Annotated in this window: 9 protein-coding genes and 1 tRNA gene; all 10 read right to left on the bottom strand. The window is 46.1% G+C overall.

Annotated elements, in window-relative coordinates:
• Nucleotides 1-86: 86 nt before the first annotated feature.
• The gene (gene rpoC / locus LG219_RS13450) at nucleotides 87-4,307 is read right to left on the bottom strand and encodes a DNA-directed RNA polymerase subunit beta' (RefSeq protein WP_226764973.1); all 4,221 of its coding nucleotides are present in this window, start codon (nucleotides 4,305-4,307) and stop codon (nucleotides 87-89) included.
• A 78-nt stretch (nucleotides 4,308-4,385) separates the two neighbouring features.
• Nucleotides 4,386-8,558, bottom strand: a complete 4,173-nt coding sequence (gene rpoB, locus LG219_RS13455; protein WP_226764979.1) for a DNA-directed RNA polymerase subunit beta — start codon at nucleotides 8,556-8,558, stop codon at nucleotides 4,386-4,388.
• Nucleotides 8,559-8,758: 200 nt separating this feature from the next.
• A complete protein-coding gene (rplL, locus tag LG219_RS13460; protein WP_226764974.1) occupies nucleotides 8,759-9,130 on the bottom strand; it encodes a 50S ribosomal protein L7/L12 in 372 nt (123 codons plus the stop codon).
• A 57-nt stretch (nucleotides 9,131-9,187) separates the two neighbouring features.
• Nucleotides 9,188-9,745, bottom strand: coding sequence for a 50S ribosomal protein L10 (rplJ, locus tag LG219_RS13465; RefSeq protein ID WP_226764975.1), 558 nt, complete (start codon nucleotides 9,743-9,745; stop codon nucleotides 9,188-9,190).
• Nucleotides 9,746-9,981: 236 nt separating this feature from the next.
• Nucleotides 9,982-10,677, bottom strand: coding sequence for a 50S ribosomal protein L1 (rplA, locus tag LG219_RS13470; protein ID WP_226764976.1), 696 nt, complete (start codon nucleotides 10,675-10,677; stop codon nucleotides 9,982-9,984).
• On the bottom strand, nucleotides 10,678-11,109 hold the full coding sequence (gene rplK / locus LG219_RS13475) for a 50S ribosomal protein L11 (protein WP_173532459.1): 432 nt from the start codon (nucleotides 11,107-11,109) through the stop codon (nucleotides 10,678-10,680). It abuts the gene before it with no gap.
• Nucleotides 11,110-11,194: 85 nt separating this feature from the next.
• On the bottom strand, nucleotides 11,195-11,728 hold the full coding sequence (nusG, locus tag LG219_RS13480; RefSeq protein WP_226764977.1) for a transcription termination/antitermination protein NusG: 534 nt from the start codon (nucleotides 11,726-11,728) through the stop codon (nucleotides 11,195-11,197).
• Between the two features lie 14 nt (nucleotides 11,729-11,742).
• Nucleotides 11,743-12,099 carry a preprotein translocase subunit SecE gene (gene secE / locus LG219_RS13485; protein WP_173532461.1) on the bottom strand — a complete coding sequence of 119 codons (357 nt, stop codon included), beginning with the start codon at nucleotides 12,097-12,099 and terminating at the stop codon, nucleotides 11,743-11,745.
• Between the two features lie 64 nt (nucleotides 12,100-12,163).
• A tRNA-Trp gene (locus tag LG219_RS13490) sits at nucleotides 12,164-12,239 on the bottom strand.
• Between the two features lie 47 nt (nucleotides 12,240-12,286).
• Nucleotides 12,287-12,785 (bottom strand): EF-Tu C-terminal domain-related protein (locus LG219_RS13495; RefSeq protein WP_250647321.1); only part of this gene is annotated, 499 nt, incomplete at its 5' end.

Here is a 12,785-nt window from a genome sequence, read left to right on the forward strand (position 1 = left end):
CTCCGCAGAAAAAGACTTTGAATTATAAGGAAAAGAATGAATGCACGTCAATGCAAACCGACGGATGTCGGCCTGCATTTCAGTAATTACTCAGAAATATTTCCAATTTCAGCAATAACTTCAGCAGCGGCCTCAGCAAAAGGCGCTAAACTTTCGGCTTTTGCTAGTTGACGCTTCCGATTTTTATGGTAAGCCAGACCCGTACCTGCTGGAATCAAACGCCCAACAATCACGTTTTCTTTCAAACCACGCAAATCATCTACTTTACCCATAATCGCGGCTTCAGTAAGAACACGTGTAGTCTCCTGGAATGATGCAGCGGAGATGAACGAGTCTGTTGACAATGAAGCCTTGGTAATACCTAAGAGAATATTGTCAAACTTGGCCAACTCTTTACCTTCTTCTGCTAGCTTATCATTCATGATCAGAACTTCAGCACGCTCCACTTGCTCACCCAAGATGAAGTTTGAACCACCCTGATCTGAAATCACTACTCGACGTAACATCTGACGAACAATCACTTCGATATGCTTGTCATTAATCTTCACGCCTTGCAAGCGATAAACCTCTTGTACTTCCTGAACAATATAACGGGCAAGTGCCTCAATACCTTGTAAGCGCAAGATATCGTGTGGATCGATAGGTCCATCCACAATAACCTCACCTTGGCTAACCACTTGACCATCATGCACCATGACGTGCTTGTCTTTCGAGATCAGGTATTCGTGTGGAACGCCATCCAAATCAGTCAGAACTAGACGCTGCTTACCTTTAGTGTCTTTACCAAAGCTAGCTGTACCAGTGATTTCTGCCAGCATACCCGCATCTTTTGGCGAACGAGCCTCAAACAACTCTGCTACACGTGGTAGACCACCGGTAATATCACGCGTTTTAGCCGATTCTTGTGGAATACGAGCAAGTACATCACCCACACCCACTTGCTGACCATCTTTCACCGTAATGATAGAACCAACTTGGAATGAAATAGTCACAGGAGTGTCAGTGCCAGCCAATTTCATTTCTTGCCCATTCTCATCGAGCAACTTAACTAATGGACGAACACCTTTTGCTGCGGTTACTTTTGCTTTAGAAGCAATAACCACTAATGTTGACAAACCAGTCACTTCATCGACTTGCTTAACAACGGTCATACCTTCTTCGACATTTTCAAATCGAACAATACCTGAATACTCAGTAATAATTGGACGAGTATGCGGATCCCACGTACCTAGTACTGAACCTGCTTTAATGATGTCACCATCTTTAACAGCAAGAGTTGCACCATAAGGCACTTTATGTGTTTCACGCTCACGACCCACATCATCGAGAATCAATAGCTCAGCAGAACGAGCAATAACAACCAGTTCATTTTTCGCATTTGTTACATAACGCATATTTGCGCTAAAACCAAGTCGACCATTTGACTTCGCTTCAACCTGGCTAGCAGCAGCAGCTCGAGATGCCGCACCACCAATATGGAACGTACGCATTGTTAACTGTGTACCCGGCTCACCAATTGATTGAGCAGCAATAACACCAACTGCCTCACCGGCATTAACAATTTGCCCGCGACCTAAGTCACGGCCATAACATTTGGCACACAGACCGTAACGTGTCTCACAAGACAACGGAGTACGTACAACGACTTCATCTATATTGCGGCTTTCAATCTCGTCAACGGCATCTTCATCTAGCAAGTAACCAACTTCATATACAGTTTCTTGTGTTGAAGGATCTACAACGTCTTTAACAACGATTCGGCCCAAAATACGATCACGCAATGCTTCAACAACATCACCACCTTGCATGACAGCTTTCATTGCAACGCCATGTTTCGTGCCGCAATCATCCTCAGTAACAACCAAATCTTGTGTCACATCGACCAAACGACGAGTCAAATAACCCGAGTTGGCCGTCTTCAATGCCGTATCAGCCAAACCTTTACGTGCACCGTGTGTCGAAATAAAGTACTGAAGAACTGTCAAACCCTCACGGAAGTTCGTTGTAATCGGCGTTTCAATAATTGAACCGTCCGGCTTCGCCATCAAACCACGCATACCTGCCAACTGACGAATCTGGGCTGGCGAACCACGAGCACCTGAGTCAGCCATCATGTAAATCGAGTTAAACGATTCTTGTTCGTCTTTTTTACCGTTACTATCGTAAACAGTTTCTTTTGCCAATTGATCCATCATTGCTTTCGCAATTTGATCACCGGCGCGGCCCCAGATATCGACGACCTTATTGTAGCGCTCACCTTGCGTTACCAGACCTGAGCTATATTGCTGCTCAATCTCTTTCACTTCGGCTTGTGCTGCTGCCAACAATTCAACTTTTTTCGCAGGAACCAACATATCATCGACGCAAATCGAGATACCACCACGAGTCGAATATGAGAAACCGGTATACATCAGTTGATCGGCAAAAATAACCGTTTCTTTCAAGCCACAACGACGGAAAGACGCATTAATCAGCTTACCAATTTCTTTTTTCTTCAATGACTTATCGATATGCGAGAAGGCCAAGCCTTTAGGCAAAATCTCAGACAAAATTGCACGACCCACCGTTGTATCACGGCGGACCATTTTGCTTTCCCAGTCGCCTAAATCATTACGGAACCATTCTTTCAAGCGAATAGAAACACGAGTCTGTAGGGTAACTTCTTTACTCTGGTAAGCACGCAAGGCCTCAGATACGTCAGCAAGAATCGTCAAACGTTGACCATCCTCATTGAGGCGCTCACCTTTGGCGTATTTCGCTTCACGCGTCATGTAATACAAGCCCAACACGATATCTTGCGAAGGAACAATAATTGGCTCGCCGTTAGCTGGGGCCAAGACATTATTCGATGCCAGCATCAATGTACGTGCTTCCATCTGTGCTTCAAGCGACAATGGAACGTGAACCGCCATTTGGTCACCGTCAAAGTCAGCATTGAATGCCGCGCAGACGAGTGGATGCAATTGAATGGCTTTACCTTCAATCAGGGTCGGTTCAAACGCTTGAATACCCAAACGGTGCAATGTAGGCGCACGATTCAATAGCACTGGATGTTCGCGAATAACGTCTTCCAAGATATCCCAAACAACAGGCTCTTGGCTTTCAACCATTTTCTTCGCGGCTTTAATCGTCGTTGCCAAGCCCATCACTTCCAACTTATGGAAAATAAATGGTTTAAACAATTCCAACGCCATCAATTTTGGCAAGCCACATTGATGTAACCGCAAAGTAGGACCAACGGTAATTACCGAACGACCTGAGTAATCGACACGTTTACCCAACAAGTTCTGACGGAAACGACCGCCCTTACCTTTAATCATATCTGCAAGCGATTTCAACGGACGCTTGTTCGCACCAGTCATCGCTTTACCGCGACGGCCGTTATCGAGCAGAGAGTCCACAGCTTCTTGCAACATGCGCTTTTCATTACGAACAATAATTTCCGGAGCGCGTAATTCAAGCAGGCGCTTCAAACGGTTATTACGGTTAATAACGCGGCGATACAAATCATTCAAATCAGAAGTCGCAAAACGACCGCCATCCAATGGCACCAATGGACGTAATTCCGGAGGTAATACCGGCAACACTTCCATAATCATCCACTCTGGCTTGATACCCGAGCGATCAAACGCCTCTAGGACTTTCAAACGCTTAGCGATTTTTTTGATTTTAGTTTCAGAACCGGTACTGTCGAGCTCAGCGCGCAAGTTGCTAATTTCTTGGTCTACGTCCATCGACTTTAGCAATTCGCGGACCGCTTCTGCGCCCATCAAAGCGACAAATTCGTCACCGTATTCTTCAACTTTGGTAAAGTAATCTTCTTCTGTCAGCAGCTGACCACGTGTTAGCGGTGTCATGCCTGGCTCAACCACGATGAATGCTTCAAAGTACAATACACGCTCGATATCACGCAAAGCGATATCTAGAACCATACCCAAACGACTTGGGAGTGACTTCAAGAACCAAATATGTGCGACGGGTGAAGCGAGGTCGATATGACCCATACGCTCACGACGCACTTTAGACAAAGTAACTTCTACACCGCATTTTTCACAAATTACGCCACGGTGCTTCAAACGCTTGTATTTACCGCACAAGCACTCATAATCTTTGATCGGTCCAAAAATACGAGCACAAAATAAACCATCGCGCTCAGGCTTGAACGTACGATAGTTAATGGTTTCTGGCTTTTTCACTTCGCCGAAAGACCAAGAACGGATTTTTTCTGGCGATGCTAAGCCAATTTTAATCGCGTCAAATTCTTCGTCCTGCGCGACTTGCTTGAATAGTTCGAGTAAGCCTTTCATTCCAATATTCTCCAGTGAGGGCGAGTTGTTAGGTGTGAGGCGACCATTAAATAGTCACCTCCCCACACCTCACACAGATCAGTAGGTTTCCAGATCGATGTCGATACCGAGCGAACGGATTTCCTTGACCAATACATTGAACGACTCTGGCATGCCAGCATCAATGCGGTGATCACCCTTCACAATGTTTTCGTAAACTTTAGTACGGCCATTCACATCATCTGATTTAACAGTAAGCATTTCTTGCAAGGTGTACGCAGCGCCGTATGCTTCTAAGGCCCAAACCTCCATCTCACCAAAACGCTGACCACCAAATTGGGCTTTACCACCCAGCGGCTGCTGAGTCACAAGCGAATAAGGTCCAGTTGAACGTGCATGCATCTTGTCATCAACCAAATGATGCAATTTCAAGTAATGCATCACACCAACAGTGACTTTACGCTCGAATGGCTCACCCGTGCGACCATCATACAACTGCATTTGTGTTTTGCTAGAATTGAAATCCAACTGTTGAGTACGTGCATCGTCATCAGGATATGCTAATTCTAGCATTTCTTGAATTTCAGACTCATCAGCACCGTCAAACACTGGACTTGCAAAAGTCATACCTGTGCGCAAACCACGCGCCAATGTCATGATTTCAACATCACTCAGGTCACTAATGTCTTCGGCCTTGCCTTTCGATTGATAAATCTTATCCAAGATTTCACGAATTTCAGCAACGTTCCGTTGTTCACGCAACATCGCATCAATACGTTGACCAATCCCTTTTGCTGCCCAGCCTAAGTGAACCTCAAGAATCTGTCCGATATTCATCCGTGATGGAACACCCAATGGATTCAAGACAATATCAACAGTTGAACCATCTGCCATGTGTGGCAAGTCTTCAACTGGTAAGATCTTAGAAACCACACCCTTGTTACCGTGACGGCCGGCCATTTTATCGCCAGGTTGTAAGCGACGTTTTACCGCCACATACACTTTAACCATCTTGATAACACCAGGTGGCAACTCATCACCTTGAGTTAATTTACGCTTTTTATCTTCAAAGCGTAACTCAAACTCTTGCTTCATTTGGGCAATCAAGTCTTTCATTGCTTCGAGTTGACGCGCAGCCTCTTCTTCAGCCAAGCGGATATCGAACCAATCATGCTTCGAGAGTTGATCGGCCAAGTATTCCGAAGTGATAGCACTGCCTTTCGCTAGACGTTTTGGACCACCGTTTGCAATTTTGCCAACAATCATCCGTTCGATACGTTCGAACAAGTCATCGTTAACAATACGCAATTGGTCATTCAAATCTTGACGATAACGACGTAGCTGTTCATCGATAATGGCTTGAGCGCGTTTATCACGCTCAATCCCTTCACGAGTAAACACTTGCACGTCAATAACCGTACCAACCATGCCTGATGGCACGCGCAAGCTTGTATCTTTAACGTCAGATGCTTTTTCACCGAAGATAGCACGCAGTAGCTTTTCTTCTGGAGTCAGCTGAGTTTCGCCCTTAGGCGTAACTTTACCAACCAGAACATCACCAGCCTCAACTTCAGCACCGATATAAACCACACCAGCCTCATCCAAACGGCCCAGCATGCGCTCAGACAAGTTTGAAATATCGCGGGTAATTTCTTCAGGACCCAGCTTAGTATCACGCGCCATCACGTTCAATTCTTCGATGTGAATCGAAGTATAACGATCATCAGCAATGACTTTTTCGGAGATCAAAATCGAATCTTCGAAGTTATAACCATTCCATGGCATGAAAGCGATGGTCATATTTTGACCCAAAGCTAATTCACCCAAGTCAGTCGATGCGCCATCAGCAACGACATCACCCTTCTCAATCCGATCACCTTTAACAACGATAGGACGTTGGTTGGTGTTGGTATTCTGATTCGAGCGAGTGAACTTAACCAAGTTGTAAATATCTACACCAGTTTCGCCTGCAATCGTTTCGCTATCATTCACGCGAACCACAACACGTGTTGCATCAACGAAATCAACGACACCACCACGCAATGCAGTTACTGCAGTACCCGAGTCAGTTGCGCATGTACGCTCAATACCGGTACCGACCATTGGCTTCTCAGCACGCAAGCAAGGTACAGCTTGACGCTGCATGTTGGCGCCCATCAATGCACGGTTGGCGTCATCGTGTTCCAAGAATGGAATCAATGATGCAGCAACAGAAACGATCTGGCTTGGCGCCACGTCCATGTACTGAACGCGATCAGGCGTAGCAACAATCGTCTCGCCCGCTTCACGGCAAGTTACCAATTCATCAGTCAGTTTGCTATCGTCATCCAAGCCTGCATTGGCCTGTGCAATCACATACTTACCTTCTTGAATTGCCGACAGGTATTCAATTTCAAGCGTCGCTTGACCATTGATCACTTTACGATACGGTGTTTCCAAGAAACCATACTCATTAGTACGTGCATAGCAAGACAATGAGTTAATCAGACCAATGTTTGGACCTTCCGGCGTTTCAATCGGACAAACACGGCCGTAATGCGTTGGATGCACGTCACGAACTTCAAAGCCTGCGCGTTCACGTGTCAAACCACCAGGGCCCAACGCCGAAACACGGCGTTTGTGGGTGATTTCAGACAATGGATTCGTTTGATCCATAAACTGCGACAATTGTGACGAACCAAAGAATTCTTTCACCGCTGCCGATACCGGCTTAGCGTTGATCAAATCATGCGGCATCAAATTGTCTGATTCAGCTTGCGACAAACGCTCTTTAACAGCACGTTCAACACGAACCAAGCCAGCACGGAATTGATTTTCAGCCAACTCACCGACTGAGCGAACACGACGGTTGCCCAAGTGATCGATATCATCGACTTCACCACGACTATTGCGTAATTCAAGCAAAATACCAATCACAGCGACGATGTCTTCTGTCGACAAGATGCCAGGACCAGTGATGCCTTTTTTGCCTGCGCGCTCATAGAAGCGACGTTGCCAGCCCGGTGCTTTCTCTTCCAAGCGATCGGGATAAGCACGGCTATTGAATTTCATGCGGCCAACAGCAGAAAGATCATAGCGATCTTCATTGAAGAACAAACCTTTAAACAAGGCCTGAACAGCATCTTCTGTTGGCGGCTCGCCTGGACGCATCATGCGATAAATCGCTACGCGAGCTTGCCATTCATCAATGGTTTCATCCGTTCGCAGGGTTGCCGACATAAAGCCGCCCTGGTCCAAATCATTGATGTACAAAGTCTTAATTTCTTTAACTTCGTTGCTATCGAGTTTAACCAATAAATCTTCAGTGATTTCATCGTTGGCTTTGGCAACAAGTTCGCCCGTTTCAGGGCTAATTACCGCAGTCGACAACATACGGCCATACATATAATCCAGCGGCACAGGAATACGTGTCATGCCGGCATTAGTGATGTCGCGAATTGTTTTTGCAGTAATACGCTTATCTTTTTGCGCCAACACACGGCCGTCATCAGCAATGATGTCAAACTTAGCAACTTCACCGCGCAAGCGATCAGGAACTAATTCCCAAAATACGCCATCATCAGTGAGATAGAAGGTATCAGTATCAAAGAACTCAGCCAAGATCTGTTCAGCCGTATACCCCAATGCCTTAAGCAAAATAGATACCGGCATTTTACGACGACGGTCAATACGGAAGAACAGCAAATCTTTCGGGTCAAATTCGAAATCGAGCCAAGATCCACGGTAAGGGATCACACGGGCTGAGAACAATAATTTACCGGAACTATGGGTTTTACCCTTGTCATGCTCAAAGAACACGCCCGGAGAGCGGTGTAACTGAGAAACAATTACACGTTCAGTGCCGTTAATCACGAATGAACCACTACGTGTCATTAACGGAATTTCACCGAAATAAACATCCTGCTCTTTAACTTCCTTTATCGTTGGCTTTGCTGCGTCACGATCCATAATGACCAGACGAACACGAGCACGCAATGGCGCGGCAAAGGTAATGCCACGTTGTTGACACTCGATCACATCGAATGCAGGCTCACCCAATGAATAATGCACAAACTCAAGACGTGCATATTCATTATGGGAAACAATAGGGAAAATCGAGTTAAACGCAGCCTGCAAGCCAATTTCACGACGCGCCTCAGTTGGCACACCTAGTTGCAGATATTCGGTATAAGAGTCGATCTGAGTAGCCAGCAGAAACGGCACTTCGAGGACGCTCGCCCGTTTCGCAAAACTTTTGCGAATACGTTTTTTCTCAGTGAACGAGTATTTCATACTCATAAACTCTCCATGGGGTTGGGCGCAATGGACAAACCGCAAAACGCCCGCTTACGGTTGTGAGCGGTTTCTGGTTTGCCAGCTGCAAATTATAATTCGCTCACAACTCAAACAGCCGTAAGCAAGCTCGCAGTATACAAACGCAAAAGGGCAGGCGGATTCCTCCGCCTGCCTGCACTACATTACTTCAAGAACAATTACTTAACTTCAGCAGTAGCGCCGGCTTCGATCAATTTCTTAGCGATTGCATCAGCATCAGCTTTAGACACGCCTTCTTTAACTGCTTTAGGTGCGCCATCAACTAAGTCTTTAGCTTCTTTCAAGCCCAAGCCAGTCACTTCACGAACAACCTTAATTACGCCAACTTTCTGAGCGCCTGCGCCAGTCAAGATAACGTCAAATTCAGTTTGTTCTTCGGCAACAGCTGCGCCAGCACCGGCTGGACCAGCAACTGCCATAGCAGCAGCAGAAACGCCAAATTTTTCTTCGAATGCCTTAACGAGGTCATTCAATTCCATAACAGTCAAAGCACCTACTGCTTCAAGGATGTCTTCTTTAGTAACAGCCATTTCTAGTACTCCTGAAAATCTTGTCAGATTAAATCAAATTCAAAATTGGTATAAAGCTTAAGCAGCGTCTGCTGGCGCTTCAGTAGCTGCAACTTCAGCAACTGGAGCTTCTTCAGCAGGAGCAGCATCTTCAGCCTTCTTAGCAGCCAAAGCGCCAAGACCACGAGCAAACGCAGCAACTGGAGCTTGCATAACACCCAGCAACATCGAGAGCAATTCATCACGGCTCGGGATAGTAGCGAGTTGGGCAACTTCAGCAACAGTTAATACTTTGCCTTCGTACGAACCAGCAATTACCTTAATCTTCTCATCTTTCTTTGAGAAATTTTGGATAACTTTAGCTGCAGCAACTGCGTCTTCAGAAATCGCGTAAACCAGCGGGCCTGACATTTGGTCAGCCAAGCTAGCAAACGGAGTTCCTTCAACAGCACGACGCGCTAGAGTGTTTTTCAAAACACGCAAGAACACGCCAGACTCACGCGCTTGTTTGCGCAATGCAGTCATGCTAGCAACCCCGATTCCACGGTATTCAGCGATAACGATGGTTTGAGCATTTGCAACTACTGCTGCAATCTCAGCCACGACCGCTTTTTTGTCGTCAAGATTCAGACTCAAGGTCAACCTCCATTAGTTAAGTTCAGCGCGAATAATCGCGCCACCCAATCAAACGGCGACCAATATTCAGGAGACTTATATCAACTAAGATAGTTGATGAGAAGCCTGCATTGGGCACACCGTCTGCGTAGGCTAGCGTTTGGGCGCTGTGATTAAGCTAAATCAATGATTTAGCGCCTACGGTCTTTGACATTTTGCTGCGTGATATTGAAATATCTCGCAGCAACCCAAAGTCTTTATGCTAGTACAGAAGTAGTGTCAACGCGAACGCCTACACCCATTGTGCTAGAAACTGCGATTTTCTTGAAATACACGCCCTTAGAGCTAGCTGGTTTTGCTTTTTGCAAAGCATCAGCCAATGCTGCCAAGTTAGTTTGCAAATCAGCCGCAGCAAAAGATGCGCGACCGATTGTTGCGTGTACGATACCACCCTTGTCAGTACGGTATTGCACTTGACCGGCTTTTGCGTTTTTAACAGCTTCAGCAACGTTCGGAGTTACAGTACCCACTTTTGGATTTGGCATCAGACCACGAGGGCCCAAAATTTGACCCAATTGACCAACGATACGCATTGCATCTGGAGATGCAATAACAACGTCAAAGTCCATTACGCCAGCTTTAATTTGTTCAGCCAAGTCTTCAAAACCAACGATATCGGCACCGGCAGCTTTTGCCAATTCAACGTTCGCACCTTGTGTGAACACGGCAACGCGAACTGATTTACCAGTACCTTTAGGCAATACAACAGCGCCACGAACCACTTGGTCTGATTTACGTGCATCAATACCAAGATTGAACGAAACATCGATAGATTCGTTAAATTTGGCTGTAGCAGCAGCTTGCACCAAAGCAATTGCATCAGCAACTGGGTACAATTTATTGCGATCTACAGTAGCGTTCAAAGCCGCTAGACGTTTAGAAACCTTAGCCATTTACACGCCCTCCACGGTAATACCGATTGAACGTGCTGAACCAGCAAGAATACGTACTGAAGCGTCCATATCGGCACCAGTCAAATCTGCTTGCTTAGTTTTAGCGATTTCTTCTAGCTGAGCACGAGTCACAACACCAACTTTGTCTGTGTGTGGTTTAGCAGAGCCTTTAGTGATGCCAGCTGCTTTTTTCAACAAAATTGTTGCGGGTGGTGATTTCATCACGAAAGTGAATGATTTATCCGCATACGCAGTAATCACAACAGGAATTGGCAAGCCTGGCTCAACGCCTTGAGTTGCAGCGTTAAACGCTTTACAAAATTCCATGATATTCAAACCGCGCTGACCCAATGCCGGACCGATAGGTGGCGATGGATTTGCTTTACCAGCGGGCACTTGCAGCTTTACATAGCCGACAATTTTTTTAGCCACGATACAACTCCTAAAAGCGGGTCAAACGCTAGCAACAGCCAGCTCCCCAATGAAAAACGCATTAACTGCGCAAAACCAACACAGATCAGACTTTTTCGATCTGAGAGAACTCTAAATCTACCGGCGTCGCACGACCAAAAATCATCACCGATACTTTCAGACGACTCTTATCGTAATCCACATCCTCAACTGTTGCATTAAAATCAGCAAATGGTCCTTCAGTCACACGCAAGGACTCACCCACCTCAAACAACACTTTCGGACGCGGTTTCTCAACACCTTCTTGCACTTGCTGCATCATGCGCTCAACTTCTTTCGCAGGAATTGGCATCGGCTTAGTACCACTACCGCCGATAAAGCCAGTCACTTTAGGTGTACTTTTCACCAAGTGCCAACTATCGTCGGTCATATCCATCTCAACGAAAACATAGCCAGGATAAAATTTACGCTCAGTCAGCGTCTTTTTACCATTTTTAATTTCCATCACTTCTTCGACAGGAACCAGCACTTGACCAAACAAGTGCGCCATATCCAAGCGGTCAATTTTTTCTTTCAATGCTTTCTGTACGCTTTTTTCAAAGCCAGAATACGCATGAACTACATACCAGCGCATACCCATATCGAACCCTCCGTTTATTTACCGCGACCGAGCACGACATCGTAAAATAACCAAGCGAGACCGGAGTCAACCGCCCACATAAACAGAGCCAATACACCAACAAACAAGAAAACAACAGCTGTGACTTGCCATGTTTCTTTTTTGCTTGGCCAAACTACTTTCTGGGCTTCTTTAACCGAATCACGAGCGTAATCAACAAAAGTGCGGCCTAATGTAGTAAACCACATCACAGCACCTGCAGCCACCACACCTACCGCGACACATAAAGACCCCAAAAAGGATTGACCCGCTGGAACCATATAAAAACCCGCAACACCCAACAACACGAGGGCCAGGGCAGCTACTACTTTCAGTCGTTCTATGCTTTGCATTGCTTTATCGGCGACCCATAAAACAGAGCCGCTCCTATGAAGGAACGGCTCCGTTGATATATTGTGGCAGGCGAGGGGGGTCTCGAACCCACAACCCCCGGTTTTGGAGACCGGTACTCTACCAATTGAGCTACTCGCCTACGGAGAGGGCATAACTATAACAACGTTAAACCCTTTTTGCAACCTATTATTGAACTACTGTTGCAACAACACCAGCGCCAACTGTACGACCACCTTCGCGAATTGCGAAACGCAGACCTTGTTCCATAGCCACTGGGCAGATCAAGGTTACAGTGATCGATACGTTATCACCAGGCATTACCATTTCTGTACCTTCTGGCAATTCAATCGCGCCAGTTACGTCAGTAGTACGGAAGTAGAACTGTGGACGGTAGTTACTAAAGAATGGTGTATGACGACCACCTTCATCTTTAGACAACACATAGATCTCAGCAGTAAACTTAGTATGCGGAGTGATCGAACCTGGCTTAGCCAAAACTTGACCACGCTGAACATCTTCACGCTTAGTACCACGAAGCAAGGCACCGATATTGTCACCTGCTTGACCTTGGTCAAGCAATTTACGAAACATCTCAACACCAGTACAAGTCGTCTTAACTGTTGGCACAATACCAACGATCTCGATCTCTTCACCCACTTTAACAATACCGCGCTCAACACGACCA

The sequence above is a fragment of the Deefgea salmonis genome, assembly GCF_020531905.1.
Lineage (GTDB): Bacteria > Pseudomonadota > Gammaproteobacteria > Burkholderiales > Chitinibacteraceae > Deefgea > Deefgea salmonis.

Bases quoted from the DNA above. Each gene is read 5' to 3' on its own strand.
- rpoC (WP_226764973.1), bottom strand. From the start codon at position 4,307: ATGAAAGGCTTACTCGAACTATTCAAGCAAGTCGCGCAGGACGAAGAA.
- rpoB (WP_226764979.1), bottom strand. From the start codon at position 8,558: ATGAAATACTCGTTCACTGAGAAAAAACGTATTCGCAAAAGTTTTGCG.
- rplL (WP_226764974.1), bottom strand. From the start codon at position 9,130: ATGGCTGTTACTAAAGAAGACATCCTTGAAGCAGTAGGTGCTTTGACT.
- rplA (WP_226764976.1), bottom strand. From the start codon at position 10,677: ATGGCTAAGGTTTCTAAACGTCTAGCGGCTTTGAACGCTACTGTAGAT.
- nusG (WP_226764977.1), bottom strand. From the start codon at position 11,728: ATGGGTATGCGCTGGTATGTAGTTCATGCGTATTCTGGCTTTGAAAAA.
- secE (WP_173532461.1), bottom strand. From the start codon at position 12,099: ATGCAAAGCATAGAACGACTGAAAGTAGTAGCTGCCCTGGCCCTCGTG.